The sequence below is a fragment of the Huintestinicola butyrica genome (assembly GCF_025567215.1).
GTDB classification, from domain to species: Bacteria; Bacillota; Clostridia; order Oscillospirales; family Ruminococcaceae; genus Huintestinicola; species Huintestinicola butyrica.
Genome location: NZ_JAOQKB010000009.1, coordinates 1 through 17,747, shown reverse-complemented (window position 1 = coordinate 17,747; position 17,747 = coordinate 1). Strand labels below are relative to the sequence as shown.

The 17,747-nt window shown below is 47.4% G+C and carries 17 protein-coding genes and 1 pseudogene; 1 reads left to right on the top strand and 17 read right to left on the bottom strand.

Going from position 1 to position 17,747, the window contains the following annotated elements:
• Positions 1 to 19 precede the first annotated feature (19 nt).
• The 6 genes from OCV68_RS10030 to purE all read right to left on the bottom strand — a co-directional run bounded on the left by OCV68_RS10030 (position 20) and on the right by purE (position 5,747).
• Positions 20 to 421 carry a hypothetical protein gene (locus OCV68_RS10030; RefSeq protein WP_022474530.1) on the bottom strand — a complete coding sequence of 134 codons (402 nt, stop codon included), beginning with the start codon at positions 419 to 421 and terminating at the stop codon, positions 20 to 22.
• A 70-nt stretch (positions 422 to 491) separates the two neighbouring features.
• Complete coding sequence (gene purM / locus OCV68_RS10025; protein WP_262572357.1) at positions 492 to 1,526, bottom strand: phosphoribosylformylglycinamidine cyclo-ligase; 1,035 nt, start codon at positions 1,524 to 1,526, stop codon at positions 492 to 494.
• Between the two features lie 69 nt (positions 1,527 to 1,595).
• Positions 1,596 to 3,023, bottom strand: coding sequence for an amidophosphoribosyltransferase (gene purF, locus OCV68_RS10020; protein WP_022474528.1), 1,428 nt, complete (start codon positions 3,021 to 3,023; stop codon positions 1,596 to 1,598).
• A 5-nt stretch (positions 3,024 to 3,028) separates the two neighbouring features.
• Complete coding sequence (locus tag OCV68_RS10015; RefSeq protein WP_262572355.1) at positions 3,029 to 4,450, bottom strand: amidophosphoribosyltransferase; 1,422 nt, start codon at positions 4,448 to 4,450, stop codon at positions 3,029 to 3,031.
• A gap of 3 nt (positions 4,451 to 4,453) precedes the next feature.
• Positions 4,454 to 5,170 (bottom strand): phosphoribosylaminoimidazolesuccinocarboxamide synthase, encoded by a 717-nt coding sequence (gene purC, locus OCV68_RS10010; protein WP_317259211.1) that lies wholly within the window; start codon positions 5,168 to 5,170, stop codon positions 4,454 to 4,456.
• A gap of 82 nt (positions 5,171 to 5,252) precedes the next feature.
• Positions 5,253 to 5,747 (bottom strand): 5-(carboxyamino)imidazole ribonucleotide mutase, encoded by a 495-nt coding sequence (gene purE / locus OCV68_RS10005; protein ID WP_022474525.1) that lies wholly within the window; start codon positions 5,745 to 5,747, stop codon positions 5,253 to 5,255.
• A 380-nt stretch (positions 5,748 to 6,127) separates the two neighbouring features.
• On the opposite strand from purE, the gene OCV68_RS10000 reads away from it, so the two are divergent.
• Positions 6,128 to 6,298 carry a DUF362 domain-containing protein gene (locus OCV68_RS10000; RefSeq protein WP_262572353.1) on the top strand — a complete coding sequence of 57 codons (171 nt, stop codon included), beginning with the start codon at positions 6,128 to 6,130 and terminating at the stop codon, positions 6,296 to 6,298.
• Between the two features lie 67 nt (positions 6,299 to 6,365).
• Here the strand turns inward: OCV68_RS10000 and OCV68_RS09995 are convergent, their stop codons facing one another.
• The 11 genes and pseudogenes from OCV68_RS09995 to OCV68_RS09945 all read right to left on the bottom strand — a co-directional run.
• Positions 6,366 to 7,268 carry an NAD(P)/FAD-dependent oxidoreductase gene (locus tag OCV68_RS09995; RefSeq protein ID WP_262572351.1) on the bottom strand — a complete coding sequence of 301 codons (903 nt, stop codon included), beginning with the start codon at positions 7,266 to 7,268 and terminating at the stop codon, positions 6,366 to 6,368.
• 12 nt (positions 7,269 to 7,280) lie between these two features.
• Positions 7,281 to 8,075 (bottom strand): SDR family NAD(P)-dependent oxidoreductase, encoded by a 795-nt coding sequence (locus OCV68_RS09990; protein ID WP_022474522.1) that lies wholly within the window; start codon positions 8,073 to 8,075, stop codon positions 7,281 to 7,283.
• Positions 8,044 to 10,326: a transglutaminase-like domain-containing protein gene (locus OCV68_RS09985; RefSeq protein ID WP_262572348.1), complete on the bottom strand. Its 2,283-nt coding sequence runs from the start codon at positions 10,324 to 10,326 to the stop codon at positions 8,044 to 8,046. Before OCV68_RS09985 ends, OCV68_RS09990 begins: the two co-directional genes overlap by 32 nt.
• Complete coding sequence (locus OCV68_RS09980) at positions 10,319 to 11,557, bottom strand: DUF58 domain-containing protein (protein WP_262572346.1); 1,239 nt, start codon at positions 11,555 to 11,557, stop codon at positions 10,319 to 10,321. The genes OCV68_RS09985 and OCV68_RS09980 overlap by 8 nt, the downstream gene beginning before the upstream one ends.
• A 1-nt stretch (position 11,558) precedes the next feature.
• Entirely contained in the window at positions 11,559 to 12,509 is a 951-nt protein-coding gene (locus OCV68_RS09975) for an AAA family ATPase (protein WP_262572343.1), read from the bottom strand.
• 112 nt (positions 12,510 to 12,621) lie between these two features.
• A complete protein-coding gene (locus OCV68_RS09970) occupies positions 12,622 to 13,794 on the bottom strand; it encodes a leucine-rich repeat domain-containing protein (RefSeq protein WP_262572341.1) in 1,173 nt (390 codons plus the stop codon).
• Positions 13,795 to 13,815: 21 nt separating this feature from the next.
• Entirely contained in the window at positions 13,816 to 14,643 is an 828-nt protein-coding gene (locus tag OCV68_RS09965; protein WP_022474517.1) for a hypothetical protein, read from the bottom strand.
• A 162-nt stretch (positions 14,644 to 14,805) separates the two neighbouring features.
• Entirely contained in the window at positions 14,806 to 16,329 is a 1,524-nt protein-coding gene (gene xylB, locus OCV68_RS09960) for a xylulokinase (protein ID WP_262572338.1), read from the bottom strand.
• 5 nt (positions 16,330 to 16,334) lie between these two features.
• Positions 16,335 to 16,535, bottom strand: a complete 201-nt coding sequence (locus tag OCV68_RS09955) for a hypothetical protein (protein WP_147621633.1) — start codon at positions 16,533 to 16,535, stop codon at positions 16,335 to 16,337.
• 3 nt (positions 16,536 to 16,538) lie between these two features.
• The gene (locus OCV68_RS09950) at positions 16,539 to 17,294 is read right to left on the bottom strand and encodes a methyltransferase domain-containing protein (RefSeq protein ID WP_262572335.1); all 756 of its coding nucleotides are present in this window, start codon (positions 17,292 to 17,294) and stop codon (positions 16,539 to 16,541) included.
• 77 nt (positions 17,295 to 17,371) lie between these two features.
• Positions 17,372 to 17,747 (bottom strand): annotated as a pseudogene (locus OCV68_RS09945) (xylose isomerase); the annotation flags it as partial.

The following is a 17,747-nucleotide window of genomic DNA, read 5'->3' as shown; positions in this document are numbered from 1 at the left end:
AGCCTTGTCCTTTCAGGATCTATTCAAAAAATCCATTGTTCTGAGAATCCGATTTTTCAGCTGCTTTTCCGCCCTTGTAGCTTGAAACGGCAGCCGCAATGTACAGTCCGTCGCCTACAAGAGAAAATGCCGCCATGCCGTTGAGCAAATTTGTCATTGCGTTGTGTGAAACGCCCGCAGCCTCGCCCACGAAACTGAACATTCCGCCTGCAAACAAAAGTACGATCGCAAAAAGAATACTTATAACAGTAGCGGCGATATACATTCCCGTTGAAACGTAAGCCATATTTTTTTTGGAATTGCTGTAGGCTATCCACGACACGATAACAGCGATAACTCCGAAAAGGTTGACGGAGGGTATCGTCCAGATAAGCGCTATAGTTCCCAGTATCATTGCTTTTTTCAGCTTGGTGTTATTCATTGTCCTGTTCCTCTTCCAATGTAAAAACATACGGCTGTACAAATTTTTATACAGCCGTATTGTGATGTACTCAGCAGATGATAACGCCCTCATCGCTCTTTACAAGCTCGCCCATAACGTAAGCTTCCTCGCCTGCGTTTCTTACAGCCTCAACAGCCTTGTCAGCGTCGTTCTTGTCAACAACAACGACCATACCAACACCCATATTGAAGGTGTTGAACATATCTCTCTCGGGGATCTTTCCTGTCTTTGCGATAAGGTCGAAGATAGGAAGCACCTGAACTGCGCTTCTGTCGATCTTAGCGGAAATTCCTGCAGGAAGAGAACGGGGAATATTCTCATAGAATCCGCCGCCTGTGATGTGGCTGAGGGACTTTACCTTAACGGAATCAAGCAGGCTCATTACAGCCTTTACGTATATCTTTGTGGGAGTCAGCAGGCACTCGCCGAGGGTAGTGCCAAGGTCTGACTGATGACGGTGAAGGTTCTGCTCGTTAATAGCAAATACCTTTCTTACCAGTGAGAAGCCGTTGGAATGAACACCGCTGGACTTGATAGCGATAACAACATCGCCCTCCTTCTGCTGGGAAGGATCTATGATCTTGTTCTTATCAACAACACCAACGGAGAAACCAGCCAGATCGTACTCGTCCTCAGGCATAAGACCCGGGTGCTCAGCAGTCTCGCCGCCGATAAGTGCGCAGCCTGCCTGAACGCAGCCCTCTGCAACGCCTGATACGATGAAAGCTATCTTTTCGGGAATGTTCTTTCCGCAGGCAATGTAGTCGAGAAAGAACTGGGGCTTAGCGCCGCAGCAGATGATATCGTTGACGCACATTGCAACGCAGTCGATACCGACAGTGTCGTGCTTATCCATTATAAAAGCAAGCTTGACTTTGGTACCTACGCCGTCTGTTCCCGAAACAAGAACAGGGTGCTCGATGCCCTTGAGATCAAGCTCAAACAGTCCGCCGAAGCCGCCGATGCCTGAAAGAACGCCGTTTGTCATGGTTCTGGCAACATGAGCCTTCATAAGCTCTACAGCCTTGTAGCCCGCTGTTACGTCAACGCCGGCTTCCTTGTAGCTTTCAGAAAAACTTTTCATTATCTAATCCAATCCTTTCACCGCAGTCAGGCTGCGGGCTGTTATGAATACGCAGTACCATCTATTTTGTTATTTAACTGCCTTTTTTATTTTTGATTCAAATTTATCCTTGGGTATCTCCTTAGGAACTTCTGACGGATATACACCTGTGAAGCAGCCGTCGCAGAAATCGCAGTCGGAATCAACTGCAAGCTTTTTAACAGAATCCACACTGAGGTAGCCAAGACTGTCAGCACCTATCTCCTTGCATATCTCGGGGATAGTCATGCGGCAGGCAATAAGATTTTCCTTGCTGTCGATATCTGTGCCGAAGTAGCAGGGATTTGTAAATGGCGGGCAGGATATTCTCATATGTATCTCCTTGGCACCCGCTTCCCTGATGAGATTAACTATTCTCTGAGAAGTGGTTCCACGGACAATACTGTCGTCAATGAGAACGACTCTCTTGCCACGGACAGTTTCCCTTATAACATTGAGCTTTATCTTTACGGAGTTGGTTCGCTCTGCCTGAGAGGGCTGAATGAACGTCCTTCCCACATATCTGTTCTTGATAAAGCCTATGCCGTAAGGAATGCCAGATGCTCTGGAAAAGCCCAGCGCCGCATCAAGTCCGCTGTCGGGGACGCCGATAACAACATCAGCGTCAACAGGGTGCTCCTTCCAGAGGTACTCGCCTGCTTTAAGGCGTGCATGATGAACGCACGAACCCTCGATAACGGAATCGGGACGTGCGAAATAAACATACTCAAACACGCAGAGATGAGGCTTGGGAGTGATATGTGTCTCAATGGAACGCAGACCGTTCTCATCAATAACGATTATCTCGCCTGGACGGACATCTCTTACAAATTCAGCACCGATACTGTCAAATGCGCAGGTCTCGGAAGCGACAACATAGGAATTGCCAAGCTTGCCGATGGAAAGAGGTCTGTAGCCGATGGGGTCTCTTGCAGCAATAAGCTTCTGCGGAGACATTACCACCAGCGAATAAGCGCCCTTTATCCTGAGCATTGCCTTTTCGACTGCTTCCTCTATTGAGGAACAGACAAGCCTCTGCTCGGTTATAGCGTAGGAAATGACCTCGGTATCGTTAGTGCTGTGGAAAATTGCGCCTTTAAGCTCAAATTCCGTTCTCAGCTCATATGCGTTGGTCAGATTTCCGTTGTGTGCGATAGCAAGAGGACCTTTCACATGGCGCACTACCAGAGGCTGTGCGTTGGAACGGTTTGAATTGCCTGTTGTAGAGTATCTTACGTGACCGATGGAGATGTTGCCCTCTCCCAGTGCATGGAGCCTGTCCTTATTAAAGACCTCATGAACCAGTCCGAGATCCTTATAGTAGCTGAATACGCCTGCATCGTTAACAACGATTCCGCAGGACTCCTGTCCTCTGTGCTGCAAAGCATACAGACCAAGGTATGTCTGCATTGCAACGTCGGAAGTTTCGGGACTGTATATACCGAAGACTCCGCACTCCTCGTGAATACCGTTAAACATTCGGATCAACCCTTTCCATTCCAGCAATAGCTGCACAGCTTGCAGCCGGGGATGCCCACAGCACGCTCTGTGCCTTCAAGAGACTGAAACTCAAGAGAAGTAAGCTTGAGTCTCGAACAGATCTCAGCCCTGAGCTTCTTTCCACGCTCTGTGTTGGTATTGCTGTACTCTTCGATATATTTAACGCCTTCTGCGCCTTCAAGCTCGTCAATAATTTTTCTTGCGATAAGATCAAGCTCAGATGTGCTTCTGGAGAAGTTCAGGTACTTGCAGCCGTACATGATAGGCGGACATGCAGAACGCATATGAACTTCCTTGGCACCGTTTGAATAAAGGAATTCAACGGTCTCTCTGAGCTGTGTTCCTCTTACGATACTGTCATCCACAAAGAGGAGCTTCTTGCCCTCGATAAGCTCGTGAACAGGCACAAGCTTCATCTTAGCCACCTGATTTCTCATGGACTGGTTCTGAGGCATAAAGCTTCTGGGCCATGTGGGTGTGTATTTGATAAAAGGACGTGCAAAGGGAATGCCGCTTCGGTTGGAATATCCGATAGCATGGGGAATACCCGAATCGGGAACGCCGCAGATATAATCAACATCGGGAAGACATCCGTTCTTGATATCTGCCTCTGCCATTATCTCGCCGTTGCGCATTCTCATAGCCTCAACGTTTACCCCCTCATAAATGGAGTTGGGATAGCCGTAATATGTCCAGAGGAATGTGCAGATGCTCATTTCATCTGTTCCTGGGCTGAGAGTTTCGCAGGAGGTGGGAGTGATCTTCACGATCTCTCCGGGCTTCAGTTCCTTGTAGATCTCATATCCCAGCTTCTGGAAAGCAAAGGACTCAAATGAGTAGCAGTAGCCGTCATCTCTCTTGCCCACGATAATGGGAAGCTTTCCTGCCTTGTCTCTGGCAGCGATTATGCCGTCCTCGGTGAGCACCATGAGTGAAACCGTACCCTTTATCTTCTCCTGAGCATTCCTGATACCGTCAACGAAATTATCCTTCTGAGAAATGAGTGCACCTATAAGCGAGCTGGAATTAACCTTTCCGCTGCTCATGGACTCAAAGCTTGCAAAACAGTCGTTGAGTATCTCGTCTCTTATCTCAGCTGCGTTGTTGATTATACCGATGTTGCATACGGCATAAAGACCAAGCTTTGAGCGGAGAAGAATGGGCTGAGGGTCTGTATCACTTATGCAGCCGATACAGAGATTGCCCTTCATTGTTTCGATATCCTTTTCAAACTTAGTTCTGAAAGGAGAATTTTCTATGCTGTGAATACTTCTCTGGAAGCCAAGCTCGGGAGAGTATGCAGTCATACCTCCACGCTTGGTGCCCAGATGCGAATGATAGTCAGTGCCGAAAAATACATCATTTATGCAGTCATTCAGTGACGCTGCGCCGAAAAAGCCGCCCATTGATTATTCTCCGAAAATACGCTTCATCATTTCCTGATAAGCTTCTTCTACGCCGCCCATATCTCTGCGGAAACGGTCCTTGTCAAGCTTCTCGTGGGTTGTGCTGTCCCAGAAGCGGCAAGTGTCGGGAGAGATCTCATCAGCGAGAATGACCTGACCATGGTATCTGCCGAACTCGATCTTGAAGTCGATAAGGTCGATGTTGTGCTCCTTGAAGAACTTGAGCATAAAGCTGTTTACAGCAAAAGCATACTTGGAGATAGTGTCGATCTCTTCCTGAGTAGCAAGACCAAGACCCAGTGCATAGTAGCTGTTGATGAAAGGATCGCCCAGATCATCGTTCTTGTAGCTGAATTCGAGAGTAGGCTGCTTGAGAGGAGTACCCTCAGCAATGCCGAGCTTCTTGGAGAAACTGCCTGCTGCAACGTTTCTTACGATAACTTCCAGAGGAACGATCTCAACCTTCTTAACGATGGTCTCACGGTCGTTGATCTCCTTAACAAGGTGAGTAGGAATGCCTTCCTTTTCAAGCAGGCCGAACATATAGTTGGTCATCTTGTTGTTAACAACGCCCTTGCCTCTGATAGTGCCCTTCTTTTCGCCGTTGAAAGCGGTAGCGTCATCCTTGTAGTCAACGATAACGTAATCGGGGTTGTTGGTAGCGAATACTTTCTTTGCCTTGCCCTCATAGAGCTGCTCGGTTTTTACAATGTTTTCCATGGTATTTATCCTCCTAATTTTCAAACGGTCTTTCGTGCCGTAAAGATTTTTGATTTATATGTGCAAGCCCTGATATGTAATATCAAAGCTCGTCAACCATTTTCTGAAGCTTTTCGTTCTTTGCGATAACGCCGTCGATCATATCCTTCTTGGACTTTTCCAGCTTAGCGGAAAGCTCCTCGTCGGAAAGTGCCAGCATCTGAACAGCAAGAACAGCCGCATTTTTTGCTCCGTTTACCGCTACAGTTGCAACAGGGATACCCGAAGGCATCTGAACGGTAGCCAGAAGTGCATCAAGTCCCTCGAAAGATGACCTGATGGGAATACCGATAACAGGCAGTGTTGTATGACCTGCAATAACACCTGCAAGATGAGCAGCCATGCCCGCAGCGCAGATTATAACGCCGAAGCCCTCTGCCTTTGCCTTTGAAGCAAACTCGGAAGCAAGTCCCGGAGTGCGGTGGGCAGACATTACCTTTGCCTCAACGGGAACGCCGTATTTCTTCAGCTCAGCGATGCAATCCTTAACAACAGGAAAATCACTGTCCGAGCCCATGATAACAGCAACCTTTTTCAAAACCAATCCATCCTTTCGCAATTTGGCGATACAAACAAAAAACTGCGGCGGTGCCGTTAAGGCTATACCCTGCCACAGTTAAAAAAGAGTGCAGAAATCCCGCTGCACTCGGATCTTCCGACCTGAGCGCTGTGATTATTACCAAACCCATAAGTGCTATGTAACATCACGAAATTCCTCCACTGCATACTTACGCATAATGCGACATATATATTGTAACTGATTTGAAACCAAATTTCAAGTGTTTGGGGAAATTTTTTTTGGAAATAAAAAAATTAACAATTACCTCTTGCTTTTTTTAGATTATATGATAAAATATATGTATAAGGTGAAATGGCTCTATACATATCCGTTTCGCAAAAAATTAGGAGGTACTTACTATGGCTTACAAAATTTCCGACGCTTGCATCAGCTGCGGCGCTTGCGCAGCAGAATGTCCCGTTTCAGCAATCTCTGAGGGTGACGGTCAGTACGTTATCGACGCTGATACCTGCATTGACTGCGGTTCCTGCGCAGACGTATGTCCCGTTTCAGCTCCTGCTGCTGAATAATCAACATACTTAATAAAAAAATAACGGATCTCCTTGCGGGGTCCGTTATTTTTTTGTGCTTATTCACTTATTCGGATAATATATAGTTTTTTGCCGAGCTTGCCGCATTTGCTCCGTCGGAGCAGGCAGTAACTATCTGCCTGAGGGGCTTTGTGCGGATATCTCCTGCCGCAAAAATGCCCTCTGCCGAGGTAACACAGTCCTCCTCCGCTTCAATGCAGCCCTTTTCGTCAAGCTTCACGATATCATTTATAAGTTTGGTCGAGGGCGCCATGCCCACAGCCGCAAAAACTCCGCTGCACTCTGTCCTGCGGCGCTCACCGTTCTGCTCGATGATAATGCCCGTAACACTGCTTTCACCGCATATCTCACGGCATACAGCACTGCGGATAATTTCAATATTGTCCGTCTGTTCGCATTTGCTGAGCTTGTCCGCACTGCCTCTGAAACTGTCCCTGCGGTGGATAAGATACACCTTTCGGCATATGGCAGAAAGATACAATGCGTCCTTGAGAGCCGTATCCCCTCCGCCGATAACTGCAATATCCTTTTCTCTGAAAAATCCGCCGTCACACACAGCACAGTAGGAAACTCCCCTGCCTGCGAATTTATCTTCGCCCTGTACTCCAAGCTTTTTATGCTCAGCTCCGCAGGCGATTATCAGGGTCTTTGCCTGGTATTCCTTTCCGCCTGCAAGTACAGCTTTTGGCTTGCCGTCAGCTATGCGTGTGACCTCCGCAGTTATAAACTCGGCACCCGCTTCTTCCGCCTGAGCTTTGAGATTTTTTGCTATCTCTGAGCCATAGGAGGGGACATATGCGGGAAAATTTGCGATAACATCGGTGAGAAGCATCTGCCCGCCCGTCAAGGGGTATCTCTCGATAACAAGCGTTTTGAGCATCGACCTTGCGCTGTAAGCGGCAGCCGTAAGTCCCGCAGGCCCCGCACCGATAATTATCACATCATACATAGCTATTCTCCGTTATATCTTTTTCTTTCCCATCATAAAGATACCTGCGCCGAATGCCAGGATCTCGGCAGGTGCAAGCCTTACTGCTATGTCAAGAAGCTTGACGGGCAGTGTGGGAAGTATCATAAGCTTATTTTCCCTCATTTTTTTCAAAGCATACACAGCGCACTTCCTGGGAGTTATTCCCTTGGAAATAATGTTTTCAATGCCTGCACGCTTATTGAACTCGGTCTGTACAGGTCCGGGGCAGAGGACTGAAACGTGAACATGGCTCTTTTTCCTGCGAAGCTCTTCATACACAGCCTGGGTCTGGCGGATAACATAGCTCTTGGAGGAATAATATGCACTCATATGAGGCCCTGGAAGCAGTCCTGCTGAAGAACCTACATTCAGGATATATCCCCTGTCCTTCTTCACAAAATCCTTGGTATAGAGCTTGAAAAGTGTGTGCATCGCCTTGATATTTACGTCTATCATCTCCAGCTCCTTGCTGAGAGATGTTTCGGTAAAGTCACCGAAAACTCCGAAGCCTGCATTGTTTATAAGGATATCGGGGTCATACTTTTTGGTCTTTGCATAAAGGTCAATGCAGTTTTTGGTGCTGGTAAGGTCAGCGGGAATAACAGTGCATCTGTCCTTGCCAATCTCATCTCTCAGCTTGTTGAGGGCATCTTCATTCCTGCCTGAGAGGATAACAAAAGTCCCTCTTTTGCTGAGTATGCGTGCAAATTCCGCACCTATGCCTGAGCTTGCGCCTGTGATAACTGCACAGTGCTTACGTCCTATTGCGAAGAAATCTTTTCTCATGGAGCATCTTCCTTTCATTTTTCTTGTATTCCTTTACTGCCGCAAAAGCTTCGCTGTATGCCGCAGTTACAGTCTGTTTGTCGCTGTCATCTGCCTGAGAGCCGCCGTAGGAGCATTTTTCAAGTATGAACACAGCCTTGCTGATGTCGCAGCCTGTGAGCTTTTCAAGTGCCTCCGCAAATTCATAAGGTGTAAGTGACTCATGCTCGGGAATAAGCTTTGCGCATATCCTGCAGCTGAGACGCATATATACCATAACGGCGCTGTCACCTGCCGATGCCTTTTCCAGCCTGCTCATAAACAGCTTTTCGGATATGGCGGGAGCGCAGATAATCACTATCAGAGCAATTATAAACACAATGGCAGCTATCACGCAAAGTACGAAAACAAGGTTATAATCCACCTTGAAGTTTACGCCGCCCTGCGCAGTATCGCTCTCCAATTCGTTATAGCCTGAGGGCACGGTAGGCTCAAACACCGCCCAGCCCATGTTCTGGATATACACCTCGGGATATGCGTGTGAACAGCTGTCGCTTATGGCAAAAACGCTGTCACGGGAGGTAACATCGGGCGAATAGCCCTCCGCATACCTGGCTGTAAGTCCCACAGAACGTGCCATCAGCACAAATGCCGCCGCATAGTCCGAACAGCTTCCACGCTTGCTGTCAAAGAGGAAATACTCAACGCTTGGATCGGGCGCCACATAGTTCAGGTCATAGGCATAGTTATTCTGAATGAAATAATTCTGCAAAGCAGATGCCTTTTCCCAGTCATATGTCAGTCCTGCGGTTATCTGCTGAGCAAGCTCACGCACTCTGTCGGGTATAAGCAGGTCATTTTCCCGGTAGATAGACTTATAGTCCATTGCGTCATTATATACCTGCAAAAATGCTTCCGCAGTGTCAGCCAGATCGTCACGGTTCTGCATAAGCACGGTGTAAAGCTCGTTCAGCATCTCGCCGCACTTTTCATCATCAATATCCGCACCGCCCAGAGCAAACCATCTGTATCGGGTGTAATATTCATCGTAAAATGTAACGGTATATGGCATACCCGCCGCATGGGGCTGCTCACGGTTCCTGAAAACACCGCTTCTTGTTACATATATCTGCTCGGACTGCCCCACGGGAGTTACTGAAACTGCTCTTACAGGAGCAATATAATACACAGCACCGAAATTTTCAGGCTGAATAGTGACTGAAATATAGTCGTCCGTTATCTGCTCATAGTCGGACAGCCCTGACATACCGTACTTTGCCGAAAATCCGCTTTCGTAGCCGTCAGCCGCCTTTATGGCTTTCTGAAGCTGAGCAAGGGAAAGCTTTCCCGCCTGAGCCGTCCACTCATAATCAGTATAATACGGCTCGGAATAACTGTCGTCCGCATACCAGCGGTCATTCTCAAAATCATAGTAATCAAAGGTCTGGCGCTTGAAATATGGGTCCTGAGGGCCGTAAACCGTGTACATACGTCGGTTGGAGAAGCCTCTGAACGAATCTGCGCCGCCGGAAAACTCGCTGAAATAGGTATAATCGGAAAAGAGCCTGTTATTGTTGGAGGTATCCATGAACAGCTCTTCAAATCTGTCATAATACCGTGCATTTTCTTCCTTGGGTATGGCTGCGGAGATTATCAGCAGCACAAAGGTAAATACCGCCGCCGACATCATCGATGCACCCTTGCCCACCACCATTCTGCCGTTTTCACGCTTCTGCCGCACGCTGCTCATCAGTATCGCCACATTAAGCAGGGCAATGAGGGCAACATACACGTTGTCGATATCGGAAAGTACCTTTACATAGACCGCACAAGGTATCAGGCTGATAAGCGTGAGGAATGACATTCGGTAAAGTATCATGGAAAAATAGTAAACCGTCACCGCAAAGAAGGGCACGAAGCTTACCATCAGCGCCAGAAGATAACTTGTCTTTGTCTGCACCTTGTCGGCACCTGTCAGGAACCACTGCTGGAAGGTCTGACCGTAGTCATTGCCTGCAATCAGCACCATAAACCAGTACAGTGCAAACATCAGCACCACTACAAATATCGCTCCGCCGATGAAATGGTGCTTGTCGATGAACCGACAGAACAGGAACATCACCGCAGTGACAAGTATTATACCCAGCGTCCATACGGAAAACAGATTTATGCTGTAAACCGAATAAAGCGCAGAGCTAAGCACCACCGAAAGAATCAGAGGAAGAACAGCGGTCAGGCTGTTCTGAAAGAAATCTGATCTTTTCTTATCCATTCACAGCCGCCTCCTTTCCTTTGACTGTAACATCGGGAGCCACAGCTGCGGCAGACATAACGATGGTCAGTCCGCCCTTGCCATCGGAAGTTCCGCTGAGGTCTGTGGTGTCAGAAAGTGCCTTGTCAAGGTACGGCGTGCAGAGTATAGCCACCGAGCAGGACTTCTGCGCAAGCTCGTCATATGGAAAGCGTGACTTTCCGTATGCGCTTTCAAATTTATAGGAAGCAAGCTCAGTTCTGAGCATGGAAAGGTCATTGTCATCATTGGCAGGATATGATATCCAGCCGTCAGTTGTCATCATCACAAAGCTTACTGCACAGCCGCTTTCCATAAGGGTGCGGACTGTTCCGAGAGAGGTCTCCACCGCCGACTGTGCTATCATAGGAACAACGTCCTCAGCGGTACAGCCTGCAAACATCTCCTCGCCAAGGAATGCAGGCGGGAATATTTTGTCCGAAACGAATGTGCTGTCAAGCACCACCGATATAGCGGAGCAGGCAGTCTCATCATCAAGACGGACAAGCAATTTGCCCATTTTGGCAGACTGCTTCCAGTTCACTCTTTTAAGAGGGTCGCCGGGAACATACTCTCTGTTCTCAAAGCCCGGAAAGCCGCCGAAAGTGTTCATGGAAGCTTCCGTAGTTTCCTCGCTGTCATCGGCAAGCATAGAAGCTATAAGTGCGCTCTTTATCACGTTATCATCTGCCTGAACATCGGCAATATCAGTGATAACCGGCACTGATACAGACAGCTTTGACATATCCGCATTTTTAAGCGGAAAGCTGAACAGCCCGAAAAAATCTGTGACCCATATCTTCTTTACTCCGATATCCGCAGGGCCGCATATCCTTGCTGTAAAATCAAAGGAAACGCTTTCGGCAGAATAAGGCAATACGGATACGGAACAGCCCTTTTTGCCGCAAACCGCACGGGGTGAATCGGACGCATCTATCATCACAGGCGGAGAGGGCAGGAAAAAGTCATTTATGACCCTTATCTCGAACTGACAGCTCTCCCCTTTGCACAGCGCATGAAAATTATTATCACACTCTATGCTTAACCTTGTCATGCAAAGCTTTGTAAGCAGCACCGATATAATTGGGGCGCAGATGAACGCAATAGTTATGAACCAGCCCACACGTCCGCTCATATACAGTGCAAACACTACTGCCAGCGCCACCGCAGCGGCGTAATTTATAATACCGTTAAGTAAAACCTTTATTTTCATATTATTCCACAGGTACGTTTACAGTCTCAAGTATCTTGGCAACTGCTCCCTCGGAGCTTCCGCAGGCAGCCTTTCCCTTAGGGGTAAGGATTATTCTGTGAGCAAGGATATAAGGCGCAAGGAACTTTATATCATCGGGGATAACATACGCTCTGCCCGATATCATGGCATATGCCTTTGCGGTCTTATACAAAGCAATGCTTCCTCTGGGGCTGACACCCAGACTGATGTAATCGGCATTTCTGGTGGCATTTACTATATCAATGATGTACTGCTTGATATTCTCACTGCATCTGATAAGCTTCACCTTATCGCACAATGCGCAGATATCATCGCAGGAAATAACGGGAGTAAGCTCGGAAGATGATATGCTGTTCTCATTCCTGTCAAGTATCTCCAGCTCTTCCTTTGGGCTGGGATACCCCATGCTTATGCGCATGAGAAATCTGTCCATCTGAGCTTCGGGAAGATGATAGGTTCCGTAGGTCTCGACAGGGTTCTGTGTAGCAAGCACCATAAAGGGCTTTGGAAGCGGATATGTGTTTCCGTCAATGCTGACCTGACCCTCCTCCATTACTTCAAGGAGCGCCGACTGAGACTTGGGAGATGCACGGTTTATCTCGTCTGCCAGCAGGAAGTTGCAGAATGCGGCACCCTTTCTGAACTCGCTTTCATGAGTTACGGTGTTTATCATAGTAAAGCCTGTGATATCTGAGGGCATTACATCAGGTGTCAGCTGTATTCTTCCGAAAGCGCCGCCGCAGGAACGTGCAATGGCTGAAACCAGACGGGTCTTTCCCACTCCGGGAACGTCCTCTATAAGAATATGTCCGCCTGTGAGCATTGCGGCAATAACAAGCTCTATGGACTTTCTTTTGCCGACTATTACCTTTTCAACGCTCTCGATAAGCGCTTTTATCTTGTCATTTCTTTCTGCGGGTCTGTCAGTCATTTTCATACTTCCTTTCACAGCTTACTATAAGTACAGCAGCCCGTCTGAGCTGCTGTTTATTTTGATTATTGACGGAATATTCGGATAATAACCGACTACCCGTAAATAACAGTTATTTTTTCTTCTTGTTGTTTACGATAAGCAGAGTGATAGTAACCGCAAGCGCTGCGCAGAGAACTGCTATAACGATAACTGACACAGTGCTGAAGCCCTGGGAAGACTGTGCAGCTGCGGGAGCTGCTTCGGAAACCGCTGAATCGCTTTCAGTTTCAGACGCTGTATCACTTTCAGCATTGGTCTCTGCCGATGTATCTGATACAGTCTCTTCGGAAGATGCTTCTGTTTCATCTGCAGCTTCCTCGGTCTGAGCCTCAGTCTCGTAAACAGGGTCAGCGTCGGCAGACTTGGGAGCAATATACTTGCTGTCCTCGCTGAGATCATATGCAACAGTCACAAAATTGCTTGAAAGAGCGTCAAAGCCCTCTCCGCCGTCATAGGTATGGATAGTTACTTTAAGATTCTGGAAGGCGCTTTCATTGGCGGTGAAAGCGGTCTTGCCATAGTAATAGATATCCGCAAGGCTGTGGCAGTCGGAAAATGCTCCGTCGCCGATATGTGTGACCTGAGGGCCAAGATGAAGCTCAGTAAAGCTGCATTTTGAGAAGCAGTAGTCGGGTATCTCGGTAACAGCCTCGGGGACGGCAAATCCGGAAAGAGCCTTGCAGTCAGAAAAAGCGCCTGTGCCGATGGTCTCGACCTCGGCAGGGATAACAAAGTTCTCCACCTTTTCGCAGCCCTCAAAAGCATAATCGCCTATATTTCTGAGAGTTGAGGGAATGGATATCTTGAGCAGAACTCTGTTGCCTGAAAATGCCCTTGCTCCGATAGTAACGGTATTCTTGGGCAGACTTATGTACTGGAGCTGGTTTCTGGACTGAAGAGCATTCTCGGGGATAACGCCGTCCTCCGTCTCACAGCCAGCAAGCTCGATTATCTCGGTATTGGGATATCCGCAGAGAGCGCCGTAATCGGCAGAGTTAAGGGTTCCGCCCGAAACGGATATCTTCTTTATGAGGTTAAGGTCAGTGCCGTCCTTTGCTTTTTCAATGGCAGCGGAAAGAGCACCTGTATCAAATTCCGTAACGGTAACGGCGGTGTTATCTTCCTCGGCAGCAACGTCCATAGCCAGCGGAAGTATAACAAAGCTAAGTATCATAACGATCGACATAATGAACATTATAACACGTATAACATTTTTCTTGGAATCCTGCTTCATCTTTCTCATAATAAAATTGTCCTTTCTGTGTTATGCGTCTATTTCCGAAAAATGGCCTGCAATGTCTATCCCTGTGGAGCTGAAATGGAAAATGTCCGTAGTAAGCGGGTGAGAAGCCCAGCGGTACTCGCTGACTATCGCCGTTCCCAGCCGTTCAAGCACGTCGTTTGTGACCTCAGACAGCACCAGAAGCGTATTTTTTGAGGGAGCTGCCGCCAGAAAACGTGAGCCTATCTTGGACGAGATGAATTCTCTGAAATCGGAGCACATCATCAGAGCCACCGTAAAATCATTGCCCTCTGCCTTAAAATCAAGGCAGTTTATGTCAATGCCGCAGCTTATCTTTTTTTCGGTGTATTCCGCCTTGGCAAGCATTCGGCACATATTCCTGTCGGCAACGGAGAAAAGCACTTCCTTGGGAACGTCCCACTTTTTCATATAGCTTTCGTCCAGTATTCTTGCACTTACATTGTCGCCAGTGTAGCATATGACACGCCTGAGATTGCCCATAAAATTGTCATACACCATTCCCTTGCCTATCTCTTCACGGCGCATAACGGTATATCTTAAAAATTCCTGACCGTTTGTAAAGGAAATAAGCCGTTCAAGTATGTAAAACTCCCGCTTTATTCGCTCCATAAGCGTGTCGCAGGCGGCAAGATTCTTGTTTTTTATGTAATCGTACTTTTCCAAGGAAATGTCGAACCCCAGAGAATTTTTTCCGTCATTTATGATATAATAATCGCTTGAACCACGTTTTTCAATGATATATTTATTCTTTTTTATAAGATTTCTGAAAAGCCGATTGAATTTTTCATCGCTTTTAGAATCAATAAGCAGCTCGCTCAAATCGTCCATATGTATAATCGGTTGCTCCCTTCCGTATTTCCGCATCGGGCAGATAAACATATTATATCATATTTTTTCTTAGATGTACATACCTTTTTTAATATTATCACAAAATTATCATTAAAAAAGCGGCCCGAAGAATTATCCTCGGACCGCTTGTGATGCGTTTGATTATAATTTAGCAAGAGCAGCCATTTTGTCCTTTACAGCAGGATATATCTCGGTGTAAAGTCTGTAGAACTTTTCATACTGAGGAACATGGTCTGCCACAGGCTCCTGTACCTTATCAACGCCGCAGATCTGCTCGCAAGCCTCGGGAACGGATGCGTAAATGCCTGCCGCTACCATGGCAAGGATAGCAACGCCCAGTGCAGGGCCTTCCTTAGATGCAGATGTCTTTACGGGGCAGCCGTAAAGGTCAGCAAGCATCTGTCTCCACAGAGGTGAGCTTCCGCCGCCTCCGCACGCCATCATATCGGAAACGTTGATATTCATTTCACGGCATATCTCCATGCAGTCACGGAGAGAATATGCAACACCCTCCATAACTGCTCTGAGCATATCCTTTTTGGTGTGCATTGCGGAAAGTCCGAAGAACATTCCTCTTGCATCGGGGTCAAGGTGAGGGGTGCGCTCACCCATGAGGTAGGGAAGATAAAGAAGTCTGTTTGCACCGATAGGTACTGTCTCTGCTTCCTTGTCCATGAGGTAGTACTCGTCCACGCCCATGTACTTTGCGGTCTCCTTTTCCGCATTGCAGAAGTTGTCTCTGAACCATTTCAGAGAAAGTCCTGCGCCCTGTGTAACTCCCATGATGTGCCATGCACCTGGAACTGCTGCACAGCAGGTGTGAACTCTGCCCTTGGGGTCGATGGAGACCTTTGATGTATGAGCAAAAACAACTCCGCTTGTGCCGATAGTTGTGAACGCTCTGCCGTCGGTAACAACGCCTGTTCCAACAGCCGCAGCAGCATTGTCTCCTGCGCCGCCTGCAACAATAGTTCCAGCTTTAAGTCCCGTAAGCTCCGCTGCCTTTTCGGTGATAGTTCCCGTTACCTCGCAGGACTCGTAAACCTTTGCCAGCATGGACATATCAATACCCAGCTTGTCGCAGATCTCCTTGCTCCAGCAGCGGTTGGGAACGTCAAGAAGCTGCATTCCCGATGCGTCGGAGACCTCGGTAGCATACTCGCCTGTAAGCATAAACCTTATGTAATCCTTTGGGAGAAGGATATGGCGGCACTTTGCATAGTTCTCAGGCTCATTGTTCTTTACCCAGAGGATCTTTGCGGCAGTCCAGCCTGTGAGAGCAGGATTGGCAGTTATCTCAATGAGCTTTTCTCTGCCAACCTTTTCGTTCATTTCCTCAACTTCAGCGGCAGTTCTCTGGTCGCACCAGATAATGGACTTTCTGATGACCTCGTTGTTTTCGTCCAGCATTACAAGGCCGTGCATCTGTCCCGAAAGACCAACGCCCACGATATCCTCCTTGGAAACGCCGCTCTTTGCGATAACACCCTTTATGGTATTTACAGCCGCATTGTACCAGTCAGCAGGATCCTGCTCCGCATAGCCGTTCTTGGGCTGATACATGGGATATTCTATTGTCATTGAAGCGATAACAGTGCCCTTTTCATCAAAAAGAACAGTCTTTGTTCCGCTTGTTCCAAGGTCAACTCCTATTACATATCTCATTTTTTTCATTCCTTTCGATTATTGTGCTCGTCGGACTTTTTTACGATAAACAGCAGAAAATTCTCCCACAGTGCAGGCAAAATGAGCCTTAACAGGAACAGCGCCGCCATGACTATAAGAACAGCAGCCGCTATCTTTCCTGCATTGGGGATAATATATTCACTGAAAAATCCAACAATTATGTCAATGATTTTGCCGATATCCATTCATTATTCTCCGTACTTATATGCTGTAAAGAAAAGTCTGGGGAATTTGTAGATGACCTCTCCGTTTTTCTGCATGGGAAGCTCTTCTCTGAGCCTGCTGAGGATATCTTCGCAGAATTCTGCCTGCTTATCCTCGGAAAGCACTCTGAAATAAGGTCTCAGACCCGTTCCCTTATACCATTCTATGATATCATCATATGTTTTCATTCTGTGATAATATACCGTTTCCCATACATTGAAATCATCGGTAAGATTGGAAAGCATATCAAAATACACCTCAGGCTCAAGAGTTTTTATCTTCTCAACACCCTCAAAGCTGCCTTTCCACTTTTCATTGTTTTCAAGCTTCCTTACTATATCATAGATAACAAGCCTGTGGGAAAGAGGCAGCTGAATTGCCATAACTCCCCCGTCGTTTACCATATCAAATACCTTAGGTATCAGCCTTTTATGGTTGGGTATCCATTGCAGGCAGGCGTTGAAGAAAACAACATCATATCGCTTATCGACAGTCATATCGGGCGATATGTTCATCTGCTCAAAATGAAGCGATGTACCCTTATACTTTTCCCTTGCGCTTTCAAGCATATCCTCTGAACTGTCAACGCCAAGGATATCCGCCTCGTGGAAACGGTTAAGAAGATTTTCCGTACTGTTTCCGGGGCCGCAGCCAAGGTCAATAACAGTTTTGGGAGCTGCAAGCCTTATCTGCGCCGCCAGCTCTGCGGAGGGACGTGTCCTTTCATTCCCGAACCTCATATACTGATTACTGAAAACACTCCGTTTACAGCACTGCCCCTGTAAAACAGGGGCAGAAAATAAATGTGATCTTTGAATTAGAGGCTGAACATAATGTTGTTGAGGATAGACTCAAGCATTTCCTGTCTGCCGCTGGTAAGAGAAGCGGTAACTTCGCCCTTTTCAAGAGCGTACTTTTCAAGGTCAGCCATTGTTGCCTTGCCGCTGATGATGTCTGCGCCGATGCCTGTCTTCCAGGAAGCGTAACGATCTTCAACGAACTTGTCAATTCTGCCGTCCTCAATAAGCTTGAGAGCGATCTTGTAACCAAGTGCGAATGTATCCATACCTGCAATGTAGCTGTGGAAGATATCCTCACGGGTGTAGGAGCCTCTTCTTGCCTTTGCATCGAAGTTGAGACCACCGTTGGTGAAGCCGCCTGCCTTGATAACTTCATACATGCAGAGAGCTGCA

What these genes read in the sequence shown, in the direction of transcription:
- OCV68_RS09950 (WP_262572335.1), bottom strand. Translation starts at nt 17,294, where the DNA reads ATGAGGTTCGGGAATGAAAGGACACGTCCCTCCGCAGAGCTGGCGGCG.
- OCV68_RS09975 (WP_262572343.1), bottom strand. Translation starts at nt 12,509, where the DNA reads ATGACTGACAGACCCGCAGAAAGAAATGACAAGATAAAAGCGCTTATC.
- OCV68_RS09985 (WP_262572348.1), bottom strand. Translation starts at nt 10,326, where the DNA reads ATGGATAAGAAAAGATCAGATTTCTTTCAGAACAGCCTGACCGCTGTT.
- purM (WP_262572357.1), bottom strand. Translation starts at nt 1,526, where the DNA reads ATGAAAAGTTTTTCTGAAAGCTACAAGGAAGCCGGCGTTGACGTAACA.
- OCV68_RS10030 (WP_022474530.1), bottom strand. Translation starts at nt 421, where the DNA reads ATGAATAACACCAAGCTGAAAAAAGCAATGATACTGGGAACTATAGCG.
- purC (WP_317259211.1), bottom strand. Translation starts at nt 5,170, where the DNA reads ATGGAAAACATTGTAAAAACCGAGCAGCTCTATGAGGGCAAGGCAAAG.
- OCV68_RS10015 (WP_262572355.1), bottom strand. Translation starts at nt 4,450, where the DNA reads ATGGGCGGCTTTTTCGGCGCAGCGTCACTGAATGACTGCATAAATGAT.
- OCV68_RS09955 (WP_147621633.1), bottom strand. Translation starts at nt 16,535, where the DNA reads ATGGATATCGGCAAAATCATTGACATAATTGTTGGATTTTTCAGTGAA.
- OCV68_RS10000 (WP_262572353.1), top strand. Translation starts at nt 6,128, where the DNA reads ATGGCTTACAAAATTTCCGACGCTTGCATCAGCTGCGGCGCTTGCGCA.
- purF (WP_022474528.1), bottom strand. Translation starts at nt 3,023, where the DNA reads ATGTTTAACGGTATTCACGAGGAGTGCGGAGTCTTCGGTATATACAGT.
- xylB (WP_262572338.1), bottom strand. Translation starts at nt 16,329, where the DNA reads ATGAGATATGTAATAGGAGTTGACCTTGGAACAAGCGGAACAAAGACT.
- OCV68_RS09970 (WP_262572341.1), bottom strand. Translation starts at nt 13,794, where the DNA reads ATGAGAAAGATGAAGCAGGATTCCAAGAAAAATGTTATACGTGTTATA.
- OCV68_RS09990 (WP_022474522.1), bottom strand. Translation starts at nt 8,075, where the DNA reads ATGAGAAAAGATTTCTTCGCAATAGGACGTAAGCACTGTGCAGTTATC.
- OCV68_RS09980 (WP_262572346.1), bottom strand. Translation starts at nt 11,557, where the DNA reads ATGAAAATAAAGGTTTTACTTAACGGTATTATAAATTACGCCGCTGCG.
- OCV68_RS09965 (WP_022474517.1), bottom strand. Translation starts at nt 14,643, where the DNA reads ATGGACGATTTGAGCGAGCTGCTTATTGATTCTAAAAGCGATGAAAAA.
- OCV68_RS09995 (WP_262572351.1), bottom strand. Translation starts at nt 7,268, where the DNA reads ATGTATGATGTGATAATTATCGGTGCGGGGCCTGCGGGACTTACGGCT.